This window comes from Hydrogenophaga sp. ZJX-1 (assembly GCF_048590325.1).
In the GTDB taxonomy this organism is placed as follows: Bacteria; Pseudomonadota; Gammaproteobacteria; order Burkholderiales; family Burkholderiaceae_C; genus Hydrogenophaga.
This window is the reverse complement of the sequence record NZ_JBMBRA010000010.1, coordinates 102,164-125,384: the sequence shown is the minus strand read 5'-3', so window position 1 is coordinate 125,384 and position 23,221 is coordinate 102,164. Positions and strand designations below refer to the sequence as shown.

The 23,221-nt window shown below is 67.3% G+C and carries 20 protein-coding genes; 11 read left to right on the top strand and 9 right to left on the bottom strand.

Annotated elements, in window-relative coordinates; all coding sequences use genetic code 11:
- The first annotated feature begins 35 nt into the window (after window positions 1-35).
- The 5 genes from ACN5W5_RS22770 (at window position 36) to hemW (ending at window position 4,712) form a co-directional block, all read left to right on the top strand.
- Window positions 36-1,040, top strand: a complete 1,005-nt coding sequence (locus ACN5W5_RS22770; RefSeq protein ID WP_177138902.1) for a serine/threonine protein kinase — start codon at window positions 36-38, stop codon at window positions 1,038-1,040.
- The gene (locus ACN5W5_RS22765) at window positions 1,037-1,936 is read left to right on the top strand and encodes a PP2C family protein-serine/threonine phosphatase (RefSeq protein ID WP_420050716.1); all 900 of its coding nucleotides are present in this window, start codon (window positions 1,037-1,039) and stop codon (window positions 1,934-1,936) included. Before ACN5W5_RS22770 ends, ACN5W5_RS22765 begins: the two co-directional genes overlap by 4 nt.
- A gap of 146 nt (window positions 1,937-2,082) precedes the next feature.
- On the top strand, window positions 2,083-2,814 hold the full coding sequence (gene rph / locus ACN5W5_RS22760) for a ribonuclease PH (RefSeq protein WP_420050715.1): 732 nt from the start codon (window positions 2,083-2,085) through the stop codon (window positions 2,812-2,814).
- A gap of 9 nt (window positions 2,815-2,823) precedes the next feature.
- Entirely contained in the window at window positions 2,824-3,441 is a 618-nt protein-coding gene (rdgB, locus tag ACN5W5_RS22755; protein WP_420050714.1) for an RdgB/HAM1 family non-canonical purine NTP pyrophosphatase, read from the top strand.
- Between the two features lie 89 nt (window positions 3,442-3,530).
- On the top strand, window positions 3,531-4,712 hold the full coding sequence (gene hemW, locus ACN5W5_RS22750) for a radical SAM family heme chaperone HemW (protein WP_420050738.1): 1,182 nt from the start codon (window positions 3,531-3,533) through the stop codon (window positions 4,710-4,712).
- A gap of 79 nt (window positions 4,713-4,791) precedes the next feature.
- On the opposite strand, the gene ACN5W5_RS22745 is transcribed toward hemW, so the two are convergent.
- Window positions 4,792-8,475, bottom strand: a complete 3,684-nt coding sequence (locus ACN5W5_RS22745) for a response regulator (RefSeq protein ID WP_420050713.1) — start codon at window positions 8,473-8,475, stop codon at window positions 4,792-4,794.
- Window positions 8,476-8,627: 152 nt separating this feature from the next.
- Between ACN5W5_RS22745 and ACN5W5_RS22740 the strand changes: the two genes are divergently transcribed.
- Window positions 8,628-9,599, top strand: coding sequence for an NUDIX hydrolase (locus ACN5W5_RS22740; RefSeq protein ID WP_420050712.1), 972 nt, complete (start codon window positions 8,628-8,630; stop codon window positions 9,597-9,599).
- Window positions 9,600-9,602: 3 nt separating this feature from the next.
- On the opposite strand, the gene ACN5W5_RS22735 is transcribed toward ACN5W5_RS22740, so the two are convergent.
- From ACN5W5_RS22735 to ACN5W5_RS22700, 8 genes are all read right to left on the bottom strand, one after another.
- Window positions 9,603-10,664: an aldose epimerase family protein gene (locus ACN5W5_RS22735; protein WP_420050711.1), complete on the bottom strand. Its 1,062-nt coding sequence runs from the start codon at window positions 10,662-10,664 to the stop codon at window positions 9,603-9,605.
- A 26-nt stretch (window positions 10,665-10,690) separates the two neighbouring features.
- Entirely contained in the window at window positions 10,691-12,247 is a 1,557-nt protein-coding gene (gene garD, locus ACN5W5_RS22730) for a galactarate dehydratase (protein WP_420050710.1), read from the bottom strand.
- An 88-nt stretch (window positions 12,248-12,335) separates the two neighbouring features.
- Window positions 12,336-13,295 carry a Bug family tripartite tricarboxylate transporter substrate binding protein gene (locus tag ACN5W5_RS22725; protein WP_420050709.1) on the bottom strand — a complete coding sequence of 320 codons (960 nt, stop codon included), beginning with the start codon at window positions 13,293-13,295 and terminating at the stop codon, window positions 12,336-12,338.
- Between the two features lie 55 nt (window positions 13,296-13,350).
- On the bottom strand, window positions 13,351-14,325 hold the full coding sequence (locus ACN5W5_RS22720) for a Bug family tripartite tricarboxylate transporter substrate binding protein (RefSeq protein ID WP_420050708.1): 975 nt from the start codon (window positions 14,323-14,325) through the stop codon (window positions 13,351-13,353).
- Window positions 14,326-14,350: 25 nt separating this feature from the next.
- On the bottom strand, window positions 14,351-15,364 hold the full coding sequence (locus ACN5W5_RS22715; RefSeq protein ID WP_420050707.1) for a lactonase family protein: 1,014 nt from the start codon (window positions 15,362-15,364) through the stop codon (window positions 14,351-14,353).
- A gap of 7 nt (window positions 15,365-15,371) precedes the next feature.
- Entirely contained in the window at window positions 15,372-16,655 is a 1,284-nt protein-coding gene (locus ACN5W5_RS22710; protein ID WP_420050706.1) for a TRAP transporter large permease, read from the bottom strand.
- Window positions 16,655-17,206, bottom strand: a complete 552-nt coding sequence (locus ACN5W5_RS22705; RefSeq protein ID WP_420050705.1) for a TRAP transporter small permease — start codon at window positions 17,204-17,206, stop codon at window positions 16,655-16,657. Before ACN5W5_RS22705 ends, ACN5W5_RS22710 begins: the two co-directional genes overlap by 1 nt.
- 74 nt (window positions 17,207-17,280) lie before the next feature.
- A complete protein-coding gene (locus ACN5W5_RS22700) occupies window positions 17,281-18,261 on the bottom strand; it encodes a TRAP transporter substrate-binding protein (RefSeq protein ID WP_420050704.1) in 981 nt (326 codons plus the stop codon).
- Window positions 18,262-18,439: 178 nt separating this feature from the next.
- Here ACN5W5_RS22700 and ACN5W5_RS22695 point away from each other — a divergent pair, with 178 nt between their 5' ends.
- The 5 genes from ACN5W5_RS22695 to ACN5W5_RS22675 all read left to right on the top strand — a co-directional run bounded on the left by ACN5W5_RS22695 (window position 18,440) and on the right by ACN5W5_RS22675 (window position 23,202).
- On the top strand, window positions 18,440-19,168 hold the full coding sequence (locus ACN5W5_RS22695) for a FadR/GntR family transcriptional regulator (protein WP_420050703.1): 729 nt from the start codon (window positions 18,440-18,442) through the stop codon (window positions 19,166-19,168).
- Between the two features lie 116 nt (window positions 19,169-19,284).
- Window positions 19,285-20,613: a glucarate dehydratase gene (gene gudD / locus ACN5W5_RS22690; protein ID WP_420050702.1), complete on the top strand. Its 1,329-nt coding sequence runs from the start codon at window positions 19,285-19,287 to the stop codon at window positions 20,611-20,613.
- Window positions 20,614-20,651: 38 nt separating this feature from the next.
- Complete coding sequence (locus ACN5W5_RS22685; RefSeq protein ID WP_420050701.1) at window positions 20,652-21,536, top strand: 2-hydroxy-3-oxopropionate reductase; 885 nt, start codon at window positions 20,652-20,654, stop codon at window positions 21,534-21,536.
- Between the two features lie 59 nt (window positions 21,537-21,595).
- The gene (locus ACN5W5_RS22680) at window positions 21,596-22,360 is read left to right on the top strand and encodes an HpcH/HpaI aldolase family protein (RefSeq protein WP_420050700.1); all 765 of its coding nucleotides are present in this window, start codon (window positions 21,596-21,598) and stop codon (window positions 22,358-22,360) included.
- 20 nt (window positions 22,361-22,380) lie between these two features.
- Window positions 22,381-23,202, top strand: coding sequence for an NAD-dependent epimerase/dehydratase family protein (locus ACN5W5_RS22675; protein WP_420050699.1), 822 nt, complete (start codon window positions 22,381-22,383; stop codon window positions 23,200-23,202).
- Window positions 23,203-23,221 lie beyond the last annotated feature (19 nt).

Genomic DNA, 23,221 nt, shown 5'->3' with positions numbered 1-23,221 from the left:
GTCCAAAACGAGGCGTTCCGGAACCCATCCGAATTATGTCAAAGGTCAAACCCGCACCGCTGCCGCCAGATACCGTGATCGGCGGCTATCGCATTGTGCGCAAGCTGGCCGCCGGTGGTTTCGGCGTGGTCTACCTGGCCGTGGACACCGAAGGGCAACAGGTCGCGGTCAAGGAATACCTGCCGTCTTCGCTGGCCACACGCGGTCCGGGCGAACTGCTGCCGCAGGTGCAGCCCGAAAAACTTTCGCTGTACCGCCTGGGGCTCAAGAGCTTCTTCGAGGAAGGCCGCGCGCTGGCGCAGATCTCCCACCAGTCGGTGGTGAGCGTGCTCAACTTCTTCCGCGAAAACGAGACCGTCTACATGGTCATGAACTACCTGGAGGGCGCGTCCCTGCAGGAGTTCATCATCACGGCACGCGAACTCAAGCGCCAGAAGGTGTTTCGCGAGTCCACCATCCGTTCGCTGTACGACGAGGTGCTGCGCGGCCTGCGCATCGTGCACCAGCACAAGATGCTGCACCTCGACATCAAGCCGGCCAACATCTTTGTGACCGATGACAACCGTTCGGTTCTGATCGACTTCGGTGCGGCGCGCGAGGTGCTGAGCAAGGAAGGCAACTTCATCCGCCCGATGTACACGCCCGGTTTCGCGGCGCCCGAAATGTACCGGCGCGATTCGAGCATGGGTCCCTGGACCGACATCTACGCCATCGGCGCCTGCATCTACGCCAGCATGCAGGGCTACCCGCCCAACGACGCGCCGCAGCGGCTGGAAAAAGACCGGCTGTCGCTGGCGCTTTCGCGTCTGCGTGGCGTCTACTCCGACAACCTGATCGAGGTGGTGGAGTGGTGCATGTCGCTCGATCCGCTGTCGCGGCCACAATCGGTTTTCGCCCTGCAAAAAGAGCTGAGCCGGGAGACCGAGCGCAGTTACACCAAGCTGACCGTGGCCGAGAAGATGCGCCTGCAGTTTGACAACATTGTTTCGGACAAGAAGTCGCCACGCAAATCCACCGCCGCCGGGACCAAGTTTCGATGAAGTTTTCGGTCTACCAGATCAGCCGGCAGGGCGGTCGCGAGCGCAACGAAGATCGCATGGGCTACGCGTACACGCGCGAGTCCGGGCTGTTCGTGCTGGCCGATGGCATGGGTGGGCATCCCGAGGGTGCTATGGCGGCCCAGTTGGCGCTGCAGACCTTTTCGGCCTATTTCCAGAAAGCCGCCAACCCCACGGTGCGCGAAGTGCCGGAGTTTCTCTCCAGCGCCGTGATGGCGGCACACCACCAGATCATCCGCTACGCCGCCGAAAAAGGCATGCTTGACACGCCCCGCACCACGCTTGTGGCGGCCGTGATGGAGCGTGGCAACATGCACTGGGTGCACTGTGGCGACTCCCGCCTGTACCTTGTGCGCAATGGCGAGTTGCTGACGCGCACGCGGGACCACTCCTACATGGAGCAGCAGGCCCACCTCGGCAAGGCCACCCAGCACATCAACCGCAACATCCTCTTCACCTGTCTGGGCTCGCCCGCGAAGCCGGTGTTCGACCTCTCGGGGCCGGTTCAGCTGCAGCAGGGTGACCGTGTGCTGCTCTGCTCGGACGGTCTCTGGGGCACGGTGAAGGATTTCGAGATCGCCGCCGAACTGGCCCACAATCCGCTGGAGCAGGCGGTGCCCGAGCTGGTGGAGATGGCGCTCAAGCGCGGTGGACCGCGCTGCGACAACGTCACCGTGCTGGCCATGGAGTGGGAGACCGCCGACGAATTCCAGACCACGCGGGTGTCGACCGAAGACATCGAAGAAGGCGTGTTCGCCTCCACCATCCAGTCGGGCGTGGCCGACCCGACCATCGAAGACCTGGACGACGAAGCGATCGAAAAATCGATCGCCGAAATCAACGAAGCCATCCGGCGCACCGCCGAAAAAAATTCCTGACCCCCGCGCCGCCTTCGGCGTCACCCCCCGGGGGCAACGCGAGAGGACCGGCGAAGCCGGTTCCTCCGCGTTCTGGGTTGAATCCCTTGACGCTCCGGCTGACACCCCCTCCGTGACAATACGACCAACGTTTTTTTGAGGTTCCCATGACAGATTTCATTCGACCCGGCCAACGGGCCGCCGATGCCCTGCGCCCGGTGCGCATCACCCGGGGCTTCACCATCCACGCCGAGGGTTCGGTGCTGATCGAGTTTGGTGACACCAAGGTGCTGTGCACCGCGTCGGTGGAAGAAAAAGTGCCGCCGCACAAACGCGGCAGTGGCGAAGGCTGGGTGACGGCCGAATACGGCATGCTGCCGCGCGCCACCCACACCCGCAGCGATCGCGAAGCCGCCAAGGGCAAGCAGAGCGGTCGCACGCAGGAAATCCAGCGCCTGATCGGCCGCTCGTTGCGTTCGGTGTTTGATCTCAAGGCGCTGGGCGAACGCACCATTTCGCTGGACTGCGATGTATTGCAGGCCGACGGCGGCACCCGCACCGCAAGCATCACCGGTGCCTTCGTGGCCGCGCACGATGCGGTGACCCAGTTGCTGGCCGAAGGCAAGATCGCCGCTTCGCCGATCAAGGACCACGTGGCCGCCATCTCGGTCGGCATCCTGCAGGGCACGCCTTTGCTGGACCTGGAGTACGTGGAAGACTCGGCCTGCGACACCGACATGAACGTGGTGATGACCGGCGCCGGTCACTTCGTGGAAGTGCAGGGCACGGCCGAGGGTGCGGCCTTCAGCCGCCAGGAAATGGACGCCTTGCTGGCGCTGGCCGAGAAGGGCGTGGCCGAACTGGTGGCGCTGCAGAAGCAGAGCCTTGGCCTGGTCTGAGAGCCCTTGATGAAACTCGTCCTCGCGTCCAACAACCAAGGCAAGCTCGCCGAATTGCAGGCCTTGTTTGCGCCGCTGGGCGTGGAGCTGGTGCGCCAGTCCGAGCTGGGCATTCCGGAGGCACCCGAGCCGCACCGCACCTTCATTGAAAACGCCCTGGCCAAGGCGCGCCACGCGGCGCAGGTGAGCGGCTTGCCCGCGCTCGCCGACGATGCCGGCCTGTGCGTGGAAGCTTTCGGTGGATTGCCGGGAGTGGACACCGCCTACTACGCGACGCAGTTCGGTTACGAGAAGGGCGACGCCAACAACGTGCGCGCCTTGCTGGAACAGATGGCGCAGGTGCACGACCGCCGCGCCGCGCTGGTCAGCACCCTGGTCGCGGTCCGCAGCGCCGACGATCCCGAGCCGCTGGTGGCCAGCGGCCGTGCGCCGGGGCTCATCACGCGCGAGCCCATCGGTGACAACGGTTTCGGCTTTGACCCGGTGATGTTCCTGCCGCAGTTCGGTTGCACCTTTGCCCAGCTGAGCGACGAGAAGAAGAACGCCAACAGCCACCGTGGCAAGGCGGCGCAGCAGATGCTGAACCTGATGCGTGAACGCTGGTTCGCGCCCCGGGCCGATACATGAGCACACCCAAAGAGGTTCGGGTGGCACTGCCCGGTGCGGCCGGCAAACCAGCGCCAGAAGGGCCGCACTGGAGCGACATCCGCCACTGGATGCGCCCCGGCACGCTGCAACTCCAGGGCCTGCCGCCGCTCGCGCTCTACATCCACCTGCCCTGGTGTCTGAAGAAGTGCCCCTATTGCGACTTCAATTCGCACGAGTGGAGCGCGACCAGCGCGCCCGGTCAGGCGCTGCCCGAACAGGCTTACCTGGACGCGCTGCGCGCCGATCTGGAAGCCGCGCTGCCGCTGATCTGGGGCCGTTCGGTGCACAGCATCTTCATCGGCGGCGGCACGCCCAGCCTGTTTTCGCCCGAGGCCATCGACCGCCTGCTGGGCGACGTGCGGGCGCTGCTGCGGCTGGACGCCGATGCCGAGATCACGCTGGAAGCCAACCCGGGCACCTTTGAAAAGGACCGCTTCAGGGCTTTCCACCAGGCCGGTGTCACCCGCCTGTCCATCGGCGTGCAGAGCTTCAACGACGAGCACCTGAAGGCGCTGGGCCGGGTGCACGACCGGGCGCAGGCGATCGCCGCGGTGGAAGAGGCGGCGATGGCCTTCGACACCTTCAACCTGGACATCATGTACGCGTTGCCGGGGCAGACGCTGGCCGACTGCGAAACGGACATGCGCACCGCGCTGGCGTTTGCGCCACCGCACATCTCGATCTACCACCTGACCATCGAGCCCAACACGGTGTTCGCCAAGTTCCCGCCGCGGGTGCCCGAAGACGACGACGCCTACGCCATGCTCGACCGCATCACCGAGCTGACGGCCGAGCAGGGGCTGGCGCGCTACGAGGTCTCGGCCTACGCCCGCGAAGGCCACCGCTGCTGGCACAACCTCAACTACTGGCAGTTCGGCGACTACCTTGGCATCGGTGCCGGTGCCCACAGCAAACTCAGTTTTGCCCACCGCGTGGTGCGCCAGGTGCGTGCACGCGAACCGCGTCTCTACATGGACAAGGCCCGTGCGGGCGATGCGGTGGTGAGCGTGGAAGAAGTGGCGCGGCGCGATCTGCCTTTTGAATACATGCTCAACGCGCTGCGCCTGCGGCACGGTTTCGAACTGCAGGACTTCTCAGCGCGCACCGGTCTGCCGCTCTCCAGCGTGACCGCGTCGCTGGACGAAGGCGTGCAGCGCGGCTGGCTGGTGGTGGCGGATGGCTGGGTCCGGCCGACCGAGCGCGGGTTCGACTTTCTCAGCGATCTGCAGTCGCTGTTCCTGCCCGGTTGATACGGCTTCGCCTTCAAGCGCATGGCTGCGTTGGTTCGCCTTGTTCTACGCTTGAACAAAAAGCCGCACAGGAAGCCGATCAGCCCCGCAGCCCGCCGCAGGCCTGCAGGATCGTGCGCACCTTGTGCTCTGACAGCGGACTGGTCAGCGTGCCGGCCCATTTCAGACCATAGCCATCCACCAGCCGTTCGGCGGTGTCCTGCATCCGGTGATCGAAGTGGCCAATCAGCGCCACGTGGCCGTAGAACCGCCATTGCATCAGGCGCTGGATCAGCTCGACACCGTTCATGCCCGGCATGTGCAGGTCCAGCAACAGCAGCACCTGCGAGGTGTCGAGTTCCGCCAGCCGCTGCTGCAGTTCGCTGCCTTGGGTGAAGCGCTCGACCGGCGGCGCACCGGCCTGGGCCAGCAGTGTCACCAGTTCGTTCAGGCGGACCGGATCGTCGTCGATGCACAGCACGTGGGTCAGTGGCGCCGCCTGCACCGCGGATTCCAGCCGCCTGAGGTGCTGGCCCACCGAAGCGATGGAGCCGACCAGGCTGGGGACCAGCCGGGCGATGCCCGCGGCATCGCCCACCTGCCCGAGCGTCTCGATCTGGTCCAGCAGCTGCGCCAGACCCACCGCACCGACGAGGCGGCTGGACGATTTGATGCGGTGCGCGGTGAAGCCGGCGCTGGCGCTGTCCTCGCGCGCCGCCGCCTCCCGGATCTCGGTCTGGGCCCGGTCCAGGCTGGCGAGGTAGCGGCTGCGCATGTCCTGCAGGATTTCGGGGTCGGCACCGAGCACACGCTGCAGCGCGTGGTCGTCGAATCCGTCCCATCCCGCGGCGACGGGTTCCGGTTGCGGCTCCGGCCGCTGCGCCAGCGACCCCGCTGGTGCCGGCAACCGGACCACTTCCAGCCACCGGTGCAGCATGGTTTCGAGCCTGGGCAGCGACACCGGCTTGGTGAGGTGGTCATCCATGCCGACCGCCCGGCAGCGGTGGACTTCGCTGTGCATCGCGTTCGCGGTCAGCGCGATGATGGGCATGCGGTGCCCGACCGCTTCTTCCTTGCGGATGGCCTCGGTGAGTCCGAGGCCGCTGAGGCCCGGCATCTGCAGGTCGGTCAGCAGCAGGCAGAAGTGGTCTGGCCGCTGCCGCCAGAGCGCCAGCGCCTCCTGGCCATCGCCCGTGAACACGGGGTCCAGGCCCAGCAGCTCCATCTGGTAGCGCAGCACCCGCTGGTTGATCTCGTTGTCTTCGGCCACCAGAATGGCTCGGCCCTGGCAGGCGGCCGCCAGGCCCCAGTCGGCCGGGAGGCGTTCCCGGTCGGGGCTCACGACGCCTTGGGCGAGCACCAGCACCCGGCCCGCCGCCATGGCCACGGCCACCAGCAGGTCCTTGCGGCGCAAGCCGATGACCGACAGACTGACCTGGCCCGGGGCCTGGGAAACCGGTTCCGTGCGGGGCTTCTGATGCATCACGACCCGGCCTTCAGACCGGCCGGAGGCCTCTGTGGTGGAACGGTTGGGCGCCTGGTGTCCGGCGGGTGCGATCACCACCCGGGCTTCGCCCTCCTGTTCGGGCCAGGCGGCCGCATCGTCGGTGCTGGCCACCACGCTGACCCGGGCACCCCCGGCGCTGAGGTAGGCCGCCCAGTCGTCGCGGACGTCGGTGTCGTCCAGCACCAGCAGCGCGTGGATGCCGACCAGCTCGCTGCTGATGGCCGAATTCACCGCCGAAGCCGGCTTGAGCGGCAGGTCGACCGTGAAGATGGCGCCTGCGTCCGGCTGGCTGCGCACGCTGATGCTTCCGCCCATGGCGCTGACCAGCCGGTGCGAGATGGCCAGGCCCAGGCCCGTGCCGCCGTAGTTGCGCGTGGTGGAGGCTTCGCCCTGTATGAAGGGCTGGAACACCAGGCGTTGCACCTCGTCGCTCATGCCGATGCCGTTGTCGGCCACCTCCAGGCGCACCGATCCGCCCACGGGTGTGGCGCGCACGGTGACCCGGCCCGGCCGGTTCAATCCGGCCGAAAACTTGATGGCATTGCCTACCAGGTTGAGCAGGATCTGGCGCACGCGGTTGCCGTCGCCCAGCATCAGGTCGGGCAGGCGCGGGTCGGCGAAGGCGTGCAGGCGCACGCCGCGCCCGGCCGCGACGGTGCTCAGGGGCGCACAGGAGCGGCCGACCACGCTGCGGATCGCAAACGGCGCTTCCTCCAGCACCAGCCGTCCGGCCTCGATCTTCGAAAAATCCAGGATGTCGTCGATGATCGTCAGCAGCGCCGCGGCCGATTCGTTGATGGTCTCCACCATCTCCTGCTGAGCGGGCGCCAGCGGGGTCTGCATCAGCACGTCGGCCACCCCCATCACGCCGTTCATGGGCGTGCGGATTTCGTGGCTCATGGTGGCGAGGAAGGCGCTCTTGGCGGCGCTGGCCGCCTCGGCCGACAGCCGGGCTTTCTCCAGTTCGACGGTGCGCTGGGTGACGAGTTCTTCGAGGTGGTGGCGGTAGTGGGTCAGGTCCTCGCTCATGCGCCGCTTGTCCGTGATGTCTTCCTTCACCGCCAGGTAGTGCGTGACCCGACCGTCCGGACCCCGCACCGGCGTGATCACGGCGAATTCGATGTAGTGGGCGCCGTCCTTGCGGCGGTTGTTGAAGAAGCCGCGCCAGGGCTTGCCTGCGGTGAGCGCCGCCCAGAGCTTGCGGTAGCGGGTGGCGGGTGTCAGACCCGATTGCAGGATGCGGGAGTTCTGCCCCATCAACTCCTCGCGCGAATAGCCCGAGGTGGTCAACATGGCCGCGTTCACGTATTCGATGTTGGCCGCGATGTCGGTGATGACAATGGCCTCCGAGGCCTGTTCGGCCGCCATGGCGAGTTTGCGCAGCCAGCCGGTTTCTTCGCGCTCGCGGGTGGTGTCGCGCACCTGGTCGGTCACGTCGGTCATCAGGCCCTGGATCACGGGATCGACGTCGTCCCCGGAAGGCCGCACGATGCGGATCGCGTCGTGGTAGTGGCGCCAGTCCCCGGCCGCATTGCGGATGCGGTACTGGAGTTCAAAGCTCGGCCGGTTTTTCAGCCCGTCGGCGAGTTCGGCGAGCACGCGCGCGCAATCCTCCGGGTGCAGCGCCTGCATCCGGGCCTCGGGCCGGGCCATCCATTCCTCGGGCGTGTAACCCAGCTCGCGGACACGGGAGCTGACATACAGGGTCGAACTCGCCTCGTCCATCACGGCCCGGTAGACGATGCCGGGCATCTGCTCGGCGAGTTCCCGGAACTCGCGCACACGGGCATCAAGCTGGAGACGTTCGCGCAGCCCGAGCAGCCAGTGTTCCACGGTCGTTCGCAGCTCCAGCAGCACCGTGCGATCGATGTCGCTCAGGGGGCGCGGCTCGGCACCGAACAGGCAGAGCACACCGATGCTGTGGCCGTCCACGCGCACGGGCGCGCCCACAAAGAGGCGCGGCGTGGCGGACGCTGACTCGCCCGGCAGCGGGTCGTTCCCGGTGTCGGTGAGCACCAGCACATCGTCGCACGCAGCCACCTGCGCGGCGAAGGCGGCACCACAGCTTTCGGGCACGCTGTCCAGCCCGTACGACGCCTTGATCCAGTGCTGCTCGCCATCCATCAGGCAGACCGCTGCCCGCGTGCACCGCAACGTGAGCGCGGCCACTTTCAGCAGGGACTGGATGGTGGGGTCGGACGAGGTGTCCAGGGTGGCCAGGGAGCGGAGCGTCCGGATGCGGGCAAGCTCGACGGAGGCAGGGTGCAAAAAAGGCATGGTGACGGGCAGGGTGGGCGGGTCCGTTTGGTCGATTTCAGCGCGCAGGGATCAACCGCCCCTGTCCTGCTGACGTTGCCCGATCTTTGTCGACCCGACCCGTCCGGTCTGTAGGGAGTTATCGACGACACGCGACACACCGGGAGGAAACCGTGAACAACCACACGGGCCATGGTGCTGCGCGGGGGACGCCGGTGTCGGCCGTGCCCATGGACAATGCCGGCATGGCCATTCCGATCAACTCCGATGTGATTCACACCCCGCCCCTGGCGTCTGCCACCGTGATGGTGGTGCGCGACGGCCCCTCCGGGCTGGAGGTGCTGCTGGTGCGCCGGCACGGCAACTCCGGCGTGCTGGGTGGCGTGCACGTGTTTCCGGGTGGCAAGCTCGATGCGGCCGACCGGCAGGTGGACCCCGCTGCGCTGGATCGCACGGCGGCCGAGCTGTTGAGCGCCCTGGCCGAGCCCGGGCTGGATCCGGACACCGCGGTGGGGCTGCACCTGGCCGCGCTGCGCGAGACCTTTGAAGAATGCAGCCTGTTGCTGGGCCTGCACGAATCACTTTCAGCCGGTTGCGACGGGGCGCGGTTGGCCGTCCAGGTGCGTGAGCACACGCTCACGGGTCTGGACTTTGCCGCTGCCGTGCAGCGCCTGGGGCAGCCACTGGCGGTGTCGAGCCTGTTGCCGTGGTCGCGCTGGGTCACGCCGCGCCAGCCTTCGGTGACCAACAAGCGCTTCGACACGCGGTTTTTCGTGGCCGCGGCCCCGGCGGGGCAGGACGCCAGCCACTGCACCTTTGAAGCCACCGAAGCGGTCTGGCTGTCGCCGCGCGCCGGGCTGGAGCGCTACTGGGCAGGCGAGATCGACCTGGCGCCGCCGCAGATCATGAGCCTCTGCCAGCTCGGCCGCCTGGCCGGTGTGGCCCAGGTGCAGGCCGTTGCGCGCAGCCGGCCGCCCGCGCTGATCGAGCCCGAACCCTTCGATCAAGACGGCTGCCGCGTGATCTGCTACCCCGGCGATCCGCGGCACAGCCGCCGGGAGCCGGTGTGGGACGGGCCGACCCGCCTGACCTACCGCAACCAGCGCTTCGAGGCCGACGGCGGGCTGGCGGCATTGTTGGGCTGAGGTTTATCCGTTCAGCACGCCAAACCGGTAACGCGTCTGCGCGCGGTAGGGGCGGTCGGCCGTGACGCGGTTGAACGGGAAACCCGGGCAGTTGGGGGCGTTGGGAAACTGCTGGGGTTCCAGGCAGAGCCCGCTGCGCGGCCGGTGGACCACGCCCCGTTTGCCGATGTCGGCCGACCCACCCGTGCCGAGCTGGCCCGCGGTGTACACCTGCAGCACCGGTTCGGTGGTCCAGACCTCGAGCGTGCGGCCGCTGGCTTCGCTGTCGGCGCGGGCGCACAGGCGCAGGCTGGTGGTGAGGGGGTCGGCGTCGATCACGTAGCTGTGGTCGATGTCGGGCAGGTCGCCCAGCGTCTGCGGGGTGCGCAGGTTCAGCGGGTGGTCGCGCAGCGGCGTGCGCTCGCCGGTGGGGATGTTGTCATCGTCGGTGGTGAGCAGATGGCTGGCGCGTACTTCCAGCCGGTGGCTGTCGATGAGCACATGGCCGGGGCCGTCGAGGTTGAAGAACGCATGGCAGGTGAAGCTCGCCGGCCCGTGGCCTTCCACCGCGGTGGCTTCGTGTTCGATCACCAGCTCGTTGTGTTCGGTCAGCCGGTAGGTCAGGCGCAGGGCCAGCGCGCCGGGGAAGCCGTCGTCGGTGGTCTCGAACCGGTGCTGCAGTTCCAGCGTGTGGGCGTCGGTCTGGCGGGCCTCGAAGACGCGGTGACGCGAGCCGCGCGGACCGCCGTGAATGCAGTGCGGGCCGGCGTTGGCGATCAGCTGGTGCTCGTGACCGTCGAGCGTGAAGCGGGCCAGGGCGATGCGCCCGGCGTAGCGCCCGATGAAGGCGCCCATGGACGGCGCCCCCTGGAGCAGATCGTCCAGGCTGTCGTAGCCCAGCGCCACATCACCCGGCACACCGTCGCGGTCGGGCACCACGATCTGCAGGATCCGGGCGCCCAGATTGCACACGGCCACAGCCATGCCGCGCTCGTTGTGCAGCAGGAAGAGCGCCGTGGGTCGGCCATCGAACTCGCCCTCAAAACGGGCAGGTTCGAGCAGGCCGGGGAGCGTTTCGGCGTCCATGACAGTTCAGAGGCGGTCCAGTCGGTTCAGGTGACGGGGGCCGGGTTGAACAACACCAGGGCGTTGTGCAGCTTCCAGTGTTCGGCCCATGTTTTTTTACCACTGGCGACGGCCAGCAGCAGCTGGAACAGCTCGGTCCCCACGTCCTCGATAGTGGCTTCTCCGCTGGCGATGCGCCCGGCATTGACGTCCATCAGGTCGTGCCAGCGGCGCGCCAGGTCGTCGCGCGTGGCGACCTTGACCACCGGGCACTCGGCCAGGCCGTAGGGCGTGCCGCGGCCGGTGGTGAAGACGTGCAGGTTCATGCCGGCCGCGAGCTGCAGCGTGCCGCAGATGAAGTCGCTCGCCGGGGTGGCGGCGAAGATCAGGCCCTTCTGTTTGACCTTTTCACCGGGCGCGATCACGCCGTGGATCGGGCCGGTGCCGCTCTTGACGATGGAACCCATGGCCTTCTCGACGATGTTGGACAGGCCGCCCTTCTTGTTGCCGGGCGTGGTGTTGGCGCTGCGGTCCACCAGGCCCTTGTTGAGGTAGGCGTCGTACCAGGCCATCTCGCGCACCATGGCGTCGGCCACTTCGGGGCTGGCGGCACGCGTGGTCAGCAGGTCGATGCCGTCGCGCACCTCGGTCACTTCGCTGAACATGACGGTGGCGCCGGCACGCACCAGCAGGTCGGTCGCAAAGCCCACGGCCGGGTTGGCGGTGACGCCGGAAAACGCGTCGCTGCCGCCGCACTGCACGCCCACCACCAGGTCCGATGCCGGGCAGGTGGTGCGCTGGCGCCGGTTCAGGCGCTCCAGGTGCACGCGCGCCTGCCGAAGGATGGAATCGATCATGGACATGAAGCCGACGTGGGCTTCGTCCTGAAGCGTGACCACATCGAGTTCGCTGTCTCGTTGATCGCTGATCGGGATCGATCCCGGCGGCAGCAGCCGCTCGGGCTGCAGCTTCTCGCAGCCCAGGCTGAGCACCATGACCTCGCCACCGAAGTTGGGGTTGGTCGAGATGTTGCGCAGGGTGCGGATGGGGATGACCGCGTCGGGCGCGTCGATGGCGACGCCGCAGCCATAGGTGTGCTCCAGACCGACCACGCCGTCCACGTTCGGGTACAGCGGCAGCAGTTCGCTGCGGATGCGTTCGACCGCGAAGTCCAGCACGCCGGCCACGCACTGCACGGTGGTGGTGATGGCCAGCAGGTTGCGCGTGCCGACGCTGCCGTCGGCGTTGCGGAAGCCCTGGAAGGTGTGGCCGGTCAGCGGGGTCAACTGGGCCGGCGGGTTGGAAGCGGGCAGGCCTTCAAGCGAACGCGCCGCCGGCATCACCAGCCGCTGCTCGTTGACCCATCCTCCTGCCGGGATGTCCACCGCCGTGTGGCCGATCACCACGTTGTAGCGCCGCACGGCGGTGCCCGCGGGCAGGTCCACCAGCGCCACCTTGTGACCCTGGGGCACGGCCTCGACCAGCACCGGCCCGTCGGTCAGCGCCGCGCCGGGCTTCAGGCCGCCGTCGTTGACGACGATGGCCACGTTGTCCGCCGGGTGCATGCGGATACCGCGCGGTGCGGACGGAGACGATGTGTTCATGACAACGTTGCGAAAGAGGGGGGAGCCAGCACCCAGGGCGCCGCGGAACCGGCTTTGCCGGGCCGCCAGCGCCGCGGGGGTGGTTCATCTAATCAGCTTTGATGCCGCGCGAGGTGATCAGTTTCTGCCAGCGCGCGAATTCAGAAGCCTGGAACGCCGCGAACTGCTCGGGGGTGTTCAGCACCACCTCGAAGCCCAGATCCAGCAGCTTGGGCGTCACGGACGGATCGTTGAAGGTCGCGACGATGGCGTCGTGCACGCGCTTCTTCACGTCGGCGGGCAGGCCCTGGGGGGCGGCCACGGCCTGCCAGGACTGCACGTTGGCGTCCTTCACGCCGCTTTCTTCCAGCGTGGGCACATCGGGCAGCAGCGGCGAGCGCTTGGCGCTGGTGATGACCAGGGCGCGCAGCTTGCCGGCCCTGATCTGCGGCATGGCGGTGTTGATGTTCATGAAGGACGACTCCACCTGGTTGCCCAGCAGGTCACTCATCACCGGGCCGCCGCCTTTGTAGGGCACGTGCACGCCGCTGGTGCCGGTCTGTTGCCAGAAGAGTTCGGCGGTGAGGTGGTCGCTGCTGCCGTTGCCGGAAGACGCGAAGCTCATCTTGCCTGGGTTGGTCTTCTGGTAGGCGATCACCTCCGCCACCGACTTGCGCGCTGAAGCGGCGGGCACGACCAGCACGTTGGGCGCCTGCACCACCACGGTGATGAGGTCGAAGTCCTTGAGAGCGTCGTAGCTCACCTTGAACAGGTGCGGCGCGATCACGAACGGGCCGAGCGAAGAGACGAACAGCGTGTGGCCGTCGGCCGTTGCGCGGACCACGTGCGTTGCGCCAATGGTGCCAGTGGCGCCGGGCTTGTTGTCGACGACCACGGTGGCGCCGCCGCCGAGCTTTTCGCCCATCTTGCCCGACAGCGTGCGGGCGATCAGGTCGGTGGAACCGCCGGGCGGGAAGGGCACGACGAGGGTGATGGGTTTGTCGGGCCAGGCGAAGGCGCTGAGGCTGGTGGTCGCGGCCACGAGCAGGGTGATGAGGGATTTTTTCATGGTGGTGTCTCCAGGTGGATCGGGAACGGGGCGCCAGGTGGCGCCGTCGAGTGGCTTATTCGAGGGTGATCTTTTCTTCGCGGACGATCTGCGCCATCGCGGGGATTTCGGCCTTGATCCAGGCACTGAAATCGGCTGCGCTCATGTGCGACGGTTCCAGACCCAGCGACTGCAGCTTTTCCTTGATCTCGGGCAACGCGGTGATGCGCTGCACCTCGGCGTGCACCGCGGCCACAACCGCCGGCGGCGTGCCCGCCGGGGCCAGCAGGCCTTGCCAGCTGCCGGTCAGGAAGTTGGGCACGCTCTCGCTGACGGTGGGCACGTCACCCAGTTCGCCAAAGCGCTTGGCGCTGGAGACGGCCAGCAACTTGATCTTGCCGGCCTTGACGTGCGGGTAGGTGGCGACCATGCCGTTGAAGGTCACGTCCATGTGACCACCGACCAGATCGGTCATGGCTTGCGAGCCGCCCTTGTAGGGCACGTAGTTCCACTGGATGCCGTTGCGCCGGGCAAACTGCACGCCCGCCATGTGGGGTGCGCTGCCCATGCCGGCCGCGGCGGCGAAGTTCAGCTTGCCGGGGTTGGCCTTGGCGTACTTGATCAGTTCAGCGATGTTGCTGGCTGGCACCTTGGTGCTCACCACCAGCAGGTGCGGCGAGTAGCCGACCATGGCCACGGGGACGAAGTCTTTGATGACGTCGAAGGGCAGCTTGTAGAGCGACGGGCTGATGGTGAGGTTGCCCACGTCCATCAGCACGAAGGTGTAGCCATCGGCAGGCGATTTGGCCACCAGATCGGCGCCCACGTTGCCGGCCGAGCCGGCGCGGTTTTCCACCACCACCGTCTGGCCCAGTTTCTCGGTCATCTTCTGGCTGATCACGCGTGCCAGCACGTCGGACGTGCCACCGGCGGGGAAGGGCACGACGATTCGGATCGGCTGCTTGCCCGGCCAGTCCTGTGCCCAGGTGGCGAGGGGCATCAGCGCTATGGCGCCGAGCGACAGGCAGAGGGTGCGTCTGGCAAAGGTCATGGGGTGGTGCTCCGGGTGGTGTGGCTCAAAGAGCCGGGTGGCTGAAGGTGATCCAGTTGGGGTTCTGACCCATGGGCAGGCGCTGCTGCAGCGCCAGCGACCCGGTGGTGGGCCCGATGCGGTAGCGGCTCAGCTGGTGCGAGAGCTGGCCCACGGCGAGCAGGTGTTGGCCGTCGGGCGTGATGGCGAAGCCGCGCGGGCAGGTCTCGGTGGTTGTGTGCCCCCGGGGCGCGACGCGGCCGGTGCTGGCGTCCACCGAAAAAGCGGCCAAGGTGCTGCTGGTTCGCTCGCTGGTGTAGAGCCAGCGGCCATCGGGCGTGAGGTGCAGGTCGGCGGCGGAGGGTGGGCCGCTGAAGCCCGGCGGCACGGTGGGCGCGGTCTGCAGATGCGAGAGGGTGCCCGCCGCGGCGTCGTAGGCCAGCACGTCGAGCGTGGCGTCCAGCTCGTTGAGCAGGTAGACGAAACGCCCGTTGGGGTGGAAGCGGATGTGGCGCGGACCGGCGCCGGGACGCTGCGGCCAGGCCGGCGGTGTGTTGGGGCTGAGCTGGCCGGTGGTGGCATCGAAGCGGAACTGCAGCACCTGGTCGCCGCCCAGGCTGGTGACCAGCGCGTAGCGGTTGTCGGGCGCGCTCAGGATGCCGTGCGCGTGGGGCGGCGTGGGCACGAGTTGCCGTACATCGCCGGCAATGCCGCTGTCAGCGATGGGGCTCACGCTCACGCAGTTGGCCGGGTACGAGGCCGCGAACAGCCAGCGCCCGCTGGGGTCTGTGGACACATGCGCCATGCTGCCGGGCAGGGTGGCTTCGCCCAAGGGCTGCAGCTGGCCTGAGGCGGCATCGATGGCGAGGGTGACCACAGCGAGGGGTTCGCTGCGCCGCGCCACGTAGAGCCAGCGCCCGCATGGGCTCAGCGCCATGGGCATGAGCGTGCCGCCGAGCGTGACGGTGTGCAGCGGGCGCAGGCCGCCATCGGCGTCCATGGCGAGGGTGTGCACGTCGCCGCTGTCGGCGTGCGAGATGAAAACGAAGCGCTGTGTCATGACGCTCTCACAGCCCCAGCGTGCGCGGCAGCCAGAGCGACAGCCACGGCAGGTAGGTCACCATCAGCAGCACCACGAACAGCGCCACGAAGAACGGCATGAGGGCCTTGGAGACCACGCCGATCTTCAACTTGGCGATGGCGCTTCCGACGAAGAGCACCGTGCCCACGGGCGGCGTGATCAGGCCGATCCCCAGGTTGACCATCATGATCATGCCGAAGTGCACCGGGTCGACGCCCATCATCTTCACCACCGGCAACAGGATGGGCGTGAGGATCAGGATCAGCGGCGACATGTCCATCAGCGTGCCCAGCACGATCAGCAGCACGTTGATCAGCGCCAGGATCACGTATTTGTTGTCCGAGAGTTCCGTGAGGAAGGTCGTGACCCGCAGCGGGATCATCATCAGCGTCATGATGTAGCCGAAAGCCGCGGCAAAGCCGATCAGGATCATGACGATGGTCACGGTCTTGACCGTGCGGTGCATCAGCTTGGGCAGGTCGCTCCACCGGTAGTCGCGGTAGATGAACATGGTCACGAAGAAGGCCCAGACCACCGCGATGGACGCCGACTCGTTGGCCGTGAAAACGCCCGAGAGAATGCCGCCCAGGATGATGACCATGGTCATCAGACCCCACAGGGCTTCACCGCAGATCTTCAACGCCTGGCGCAGTGGAATCACCTCACCCTTGGGGTAACCGTGCTTCTTCGCCTTGTAGAGGCACAGCACCGAGAGCGTCAGCCCCATCAGCAGGCCGGGCAACACGCCGGCCATGAACAGCGCGGCGATGCTCACCGTGCCGCCCGCTGCGAGCGAATACAGCACCGCGTTGTGGCTGGGCGGGATCAGGATCGCCTGCACCGATCCGCTGATGGTGACGGCGGTGGCGAACTCGCGCGGGTAGCCCTTCTTCTCCATCTCGGGGATCAGCACCGTGCCGACCGAGGCGGTGTCGGCCACGGAGGAGCCGGAGATCGCACCGAAGAAGGTGGACGCCAGGATGTTCACGAGCGACAGGCCGCCGCGCACAAAGCCGATCAGCACACCCGCGAACGCCACCAGGCGCCGCGCCATGCCGCCCTCGGCCATGATGGCGCCGGCCAGCACGAAGAAGGGGATCGCGAGCAGCGAAAACTTGTTCACCCCTGCGGCAATCTGGATCATCACCGCGTCGAGCGGGATCTCGATGTAGATGGCGCCGGCCAGCGCGGCCAGGCCGAGCGAGAAGGCGATGGGCACGCCCAGCGCCATGAGCAGCACGAAGCTGCCGATCAGCACGAACGCGTCCATCAGTGGTTCCCCCCGTGGGCCAGGGCGGCGCCCCGGTCCGTCTTTTCCGGTTCTTCGAAGCGCATCAGCCGGCGGTGGTCCTGCGGGCCGATCCAGCGCCGCTCGATCACGAACAGCAGGGTGAACAGCGAGCCCAGCGGCAAGGCGGCGTAGGTCACGCCCACCGGCAGCCAGGGCAGTTCGCTGATCGACTGGCCCATGGTGGCCAGGCTGAGGCTGGTGCCGTACCAGGTCACGAAAGCGCAGGCCGCGGCCATGCACAAGTCCACGAGCCAGGCGCACAGCGCGCGCAGCGGCGCGGGCAGCACGTCGGTGAGCATGGTCACGGCGATGTGGGCATTGGCGCGGTAGGCCGCGGCCGCGCCAATGAAGGTGAACACCATCATGAGCAGGATGGCGATGGGCTCGGGCCATTGCGAGCCGGTGCCCAGCACGTAACGCGTGAACACGCCCCAAGGAATGATCAGCGACATGCAAACGATGGCGATGCCGGCGGCCCAGATGCACGCCAGATAGAGGCGGTCCATCGCAGCGACGTAGAGGGATTTCATGGATCGTTTTATGCAAGCGGCACCCCGGCGCGAGGCCGGGGTGCCTGGAGGGGCTGCGGGCGGAGGGCGCAGGCTTACTTGACGTCGCCGATGCGCTTCATCAGATCGGCAAACTGGGCGCCGTACTTGGCGCGCACCGGGGCGGTGGCGTCAAAGAAAGGCTTGTTGTCGATGGCGATGAACTCCACGCCTTCGGCCTTGAGCTTGGCGCTGTAGTCGGCCACGGCCTTGTCCCACAGGCCGCGCTGCTCCATCTGCGCTTCGCGGCCGAGCTTTTTCACCAGCGCCTGGTCGGCGGGGGTGAGCTTGTCCCAGGCCACTTTCGACATCACCAGGATCTCGGGAATGATCAGGTGGTTGGTCTGGGTGTAGTACTTGGCGCCGGCCTTGAAGTGGTTGGCGGTGTACAGGCTGGGCGGGTTGTTTTCAGCGCCATCGACCACACCGGTCTGGATCGCGGTGAACACCTCGCCGTAGCCCATGGCGATGCCGTTGCCGCCCATGGCGTTCATGGTGTCGACAAACAGCGGGTTGCCCATCATGCGGATCTTCTGGCCCTTGAGGTCGGCGGGCGTGCGCACAGGCTTCTTGGTGTAGAGGCTGCGGCTGCCACCGTCCATCCAGGCCAGGGCGACCATCTTGGCCGGGCTGGCGCTGATCTTGTCCAGCAGCTCCTGGCCGATCGGGCCGTCGATCACGGCGCGCATGTGGGCGATGTCGCGGAACACGAAGGGCATGTTGAACACGTTGACCTCGGGCACCACCGGGCCGACCGGGCCGAGCGAGGTGCGCAGCAACTGGATCGCGCCGACCTGCGTCTGCTCGATCATGGCCTTCTCGTCGCCGAGCACGCTGCCCGGGAACATTTGGAACTTGTAGCGGCCCTGGCTGGCGGTTTCGAGCTTTTTGCCCATGGCCTCCACCGCGACCACGGTGGGGTAGCCGGCGGGGTGCACGTCGGCGGCTTTCAGCACGGTCTGGGCGCTGGCAAGGCCCAACACGCTGGCACAGGCGGTGGCCACGGTGGCCTGGATCAGGGTTCTGCGTTTCGTCATGTCGGTGTCTCCTGGGCGCTGCGGCGCCGTGGTGGGGGGGGGGAAGGTTGTCTGAGCGGGTTGTCGACCTATCCAAAGCCGGAATGCATCTGTTACAGTGAACCTACACATCTCATCATCGGTTGTCGTACAACTAATCTAGCAGATGCAAATCACAGCCCCTATCGGGATAACCCCTATGAACCGGGATCTGGCCAGCCGCAGCAAGTCGCGCACGCTCTCCACCGAACTGGCGCACGTGCTGGTGGGGCGCATCCGCAACGGCGACTACGCGCCGGGTGAAAAGCTGCCCAAGGAGGCGGCCTTCATGGACGAGTTCGGTGTCAGCCGCACCGTGGTCCGCGAGGCGATTTCCTACCTGCAGGCGGTCAACCTGGCCGAGACCCGCCATGGCATCGGCACCTTTGTGCTGAAGGCGGACGAGAGCGCACCGTTCCGCATCCAGCCCGAACAGCTCGGCACCTTGCGCGACACCATCGCGCTGCTGGAGCTGCGCATCGGCATCGAGACCGAGGCCGCGGCCATCGCGGCCGCGCGCCGCACCGAGGCGAATCTGGTCAGCATGCAGGCCGCGCTGGAAGCCTTTTCCGAAGCCATCGAGGCCGGGCAGGATGCCGCCAACGCCGACTTCCAGTTCCACCGCGAGATCGCGCTGGCGACCCAGAACAGCCACTTCGTCGAAGTCATGAACTCGCTCGGCCCGGGCGTGATCCCGCGCGCCCGCCTGGCGATGGCGGCGGCCCAGGATCCGAACCGCCTGATGTACCTGCGGCGCGTGCACCTGGAGCACGAGAGCATCTACAACGCGATCCGGGACCAGGATGTGGACAGCGCCCGCGCGGCCATCCGCACCCACCTGTCCAACAGCCGCGAGCGCCTGCGCAAGAGCGAAACCCAGGCCGGTTGAGGCGGCGCGGGAGGCGGGTGCGAGGGTTATCCCGAATGGGTTGGGTCGGTTCAAGTTGTATGATGACTGTCAACTTAAACGGGTTTCCGTTGTTGACCTGTCCTCACGCACCGACCATGAACGCCACGCCCTCCGTCACCCGTCTGCAAGTGATCCCCGTCGCGGGTCACGACAGCATGCTGCTCAACCTGAGCGGTGCGCACGGTCCGTTTTTCACCCGCAACCTGCTGATCCTGACCGACTCGTCGGGTCACACCGGCGTGGGCGAGGTGCCGGGCGGCGAAAAAATCCGCCAGACGCTGGAAGACGCGCGGCCCCTGATCGAAGGGCAGCCCATCGGCGCCTGGAACCGCGTGTTGAACAGCCTGCGCAGCGGCTTTGCCGAACGCGACAGCGGCGGGCGCGGCAACCAGACCTTTGACCTGCGCGTGACCATCCACGCCGTGACCGCCGTGGAGTCCGCCTTGCTCGACCTGCTGGGCCAGCACCTTGGCGTGCCGGTCGCGGCCCTGCTCGGCGAGGGCCAGCAGCGCGAGCGCGTTCAGATGCTGGGGTACCTGTTCTACATCGCCGACCGCAAGCAGACCGACCTGGCCTACCGCAGCGAGCCCGACGCGGCCGACGACTGGCAGCGCCTGCGCCACGAAGCCGCGCTCACGCCCGAAGCGGTGGTGAAGCTCGCCGAAGCCGCGCAGGCGCGCTACGGCTTCCAGGACTTCAAGCTCAAGGGCGGTGTGCTGCGCGGCGAAGACGAGGTGGAGGCTGTCGTGGCGCTGCACGAGCGCTTCCCGCAAGCGCGCGTGACGCTCGATCCCAACGGCGGCTGGCTGCTGAAAGACGCGGTGCGCCTGCTGCGCGACCACCGCAACACCCTGGCCTACGCCGAAGACCCGTGCGGCGCCGAGGGCGTGTTCTCCGGCCGTGAGGTGATGGCCGAATTCAAGCGCGCCACCGGCCTGCCCACCGCCACGAACATGGTCGCCACCGACTGGCGCGAGATGGCGCACAGCCTGATGCTGCAGTCGGTCGATATCCCGCTGGCCGACCCGCACTTCTGGACCCTGCAGGGCTCGGTGCGCGTGGCCCAGCTGTGCCAGATGCACGACCTGACCTGGGGTTCGCACTCGAACAACCACTTCGATGTGTCGCTCGCCATGTTCACGCACTGCGCCGCCGCCGCGCCGGGCAAGGTGACGGCGATCGACACCCACTGGATCTGGCAGGACGGCCAGGGCCTGACCAAGGAACCGCTGCAGATCCAGGGCGGCTATGTGGACGTGCCCCAGCAGCCGGGCCTGGGCGTGGAGCTGGACATGGACAAGGTGCAGAAGGCGCACCAGCTCTACCAGCAGCACGGTCTGGGTGCACGCGACGACGCCGTCGCGATGCAGTACCTGATACCGGGCTGGTCATTCAACAACAAGATGCCGGCGCTGGTGCGCTGAAGCGTCTTGCTCTTCCTCTGCTCTTTAAGGACATCAACATGAAACTGGGATTCATCGGACTGGGCATCATGGGTGCGCCCATGGCGGGCCATTTGCTGGCCGCGGGCCACGAGCTGTTTGCGCAGTCGCGCAGCGGCGTGCCGGCCGATCTGCTGGCCGCGGGCGCCAAGGCCTGCACCACGGCGGCCGACGTGGCGTACGCCGCCGACATCATCTTCCTGATGGTGCCCGACACGCCGCACGTGGCCGAGGTGCTGTTTGGCGAGACCGGGCTGGACAAAGGGCTCAGCAGCGGCAAGACGGTGGTGGACATGAGCTCGATCTCGCCCATCGCCACCAAGGAATTTGCCAAACGCATCCAGGCTCTGGGCTGCAACTACATCGACGCGCCCGTGAGTGGTGGCGAAGTCGGCGCCAAGGCCGCCAGCCTGACCATCATGGTCGGTGCCACCGAGGCCTCGTTCGCCACCGTGAAGCCGCTGTTTGAATTGATGGGCAAGAACATCACGCTGGTGGGTGGCGTGGGCGACGGCCAGACCTGCAAGGTGGCCAACCAGATCATCGTGGCGCTCAACATCGAGGCCGTGGGCGAGGCGCTGCTGTTCGCGGCCAAAGCCGGCGCCGACCCGGCCAGAGTGCGCCAGGCGCTGATGGGCGGCTTCGCGGCCAGCCGCATTCTCGAAGTGCACGGCGAACGCATGATCAAGCGCACGTTCAACCCCGGCTTCCGCATCGAGCTGCACCAGAAAGACCTGAACCTCGCGCTCGAAGGCGCCAAGGCGCTGGGCCTCAGCCTGCCGCACACCGCCAGCGTCGCCCAGCTCATGAACAGCTGCGTCGCCCTGGGCGGCGCGGCCTGGGATCACTCGGGCCTGGTGCGCGCGCTGGAGACGGCGGCCAACTTCCAGATCGCCGGCAACTGAAGCGGCCGCCCGGTGCCGAGCCCGGAACCTGTGACCCCCACCTTCCAACGGAGACACCCATGGACCTGCCCGTCAACCATTTCAAGCACGCGATCCACGCGGGGCGAAAGCAGATCGGCCTGTGGTCGCACCTGTGCAGCCACCTGAGCACCGAGATCCTGGCCGACAGCGGCTTCGACTGGCTGCTGCTCGACATGGAGCATTCGCCCAACGAACTGCCCGAGCTGCTCTCGCAGCTGCAGGCCATGAAGGGCACCCCGGCCTCGGCCATCGTGCGCCCGCCGTGGAACGACATGGTGGTCTTCAAGCGCCTGCTCGACATCGGTGTGCAGACCCTGCTGGTGCCCTATGTGCAGACCGCCGAGGAAGCGGTCAACGCCGTGGCCTACACGCGCTACCCGCCGCACGGTGTGCGCGGCTTTGCGGGCGCGCCGCGCGCCAGCGGTTACGGTCGCGTGAAGGACTACGCCCACCGCTGCGGCGAAGAAATCTGCGTGCTGGTGCAGGTCGAAACCGTGCTGGGCCTGCAGAACCTTGAGGCGATAGCGAACGTTGAAGGCGTGGACGGCGTCTTCATCGGCCCCGGCGACCTCTCGGCCGCGCTCGGCCACCTCGGCAATCCCAAACACCCCGAGGTGCTTGCCGCCATCGACGACGCCATCGCGCGCATCCGCGCCTGCGGCAAGGCGCCGGGCATCCTCACCGGCGACGAAGCCCTGGCGAAGCACTATGTGCAACAGGGCTGCCTGTTCGTCGCCGTCGGTGCCGACCAGAACCTGCTGCGCGACAGCGCGCAGGCGCTGGCTGGCCGCTTCAAGAATTGATTGTTTCCCCGGAGCCCACCATGCTTGCCCAGCCCGCCACCCCGCTGAAGTTCAACCGCCTGCTGCTCACCGGCGCCGCCGGCAACCTCGGGCGGGAGCTGCGCCCGCGCCTCAAGGCGTATTGCGAAGTCTTGCGCCTGAGCCACCGCAGCGACCTGGGCGCGCCTGCTGCGGGTGAAGAGGTGTTCACCGCCGACCTGGCCGACAAGGACCGCGTGCACGCCATGCTGGCCGACGTGGACGCGGTGGTGCACATGGGCGGTGTCTCCACCGAGCAGCCCTGGGAGCCCATCCTCGCCGGCAACATCGTCGGCATGGTCAACCTCTACGAAGCCGCGCGCCTACACGGCACGAAGCGCATTGTCTTCGCCAGCTCCAACCACGTCACCGGCTTCTACCGGCAGGACGAAGTCATCACCCCCAGAGCCGCGCCCAGACCCGACGGCTTCTACGGCCTTTCCAAGGCCTTTGGCGAAGACCTGGCCCAGCTCTACTGGGACCGTTGGGGCATCGAGACCGTGAGCCTGCGCATCGGCTCGTCGTTCACCGAACCGCGCGACCGCCGCATGCTCGCCACCTGGCTGAGCTACGACGATCTGGAGCGCCTGATCGTGGCCGCGCTCACCGCGCCCATCGTCGGCCACAGCATCATCTATGGCGTCTCCGACAACCAGACCAGCTGGTGGGACAACACCCCCGCCAGACACATCGGCTACCGCCCGCAGGACAGCTCCGACGTCTTCCGGCCGGCGGTGGAAGCGCGCCAGCCGGCCATTGACCGCCACGACCCGGCCGCGCTGTACCAGGGCGGTGCGTTTGTGAAAGCCGCGCCGCACGGATGACGGCCCGCGACAGCGCGCC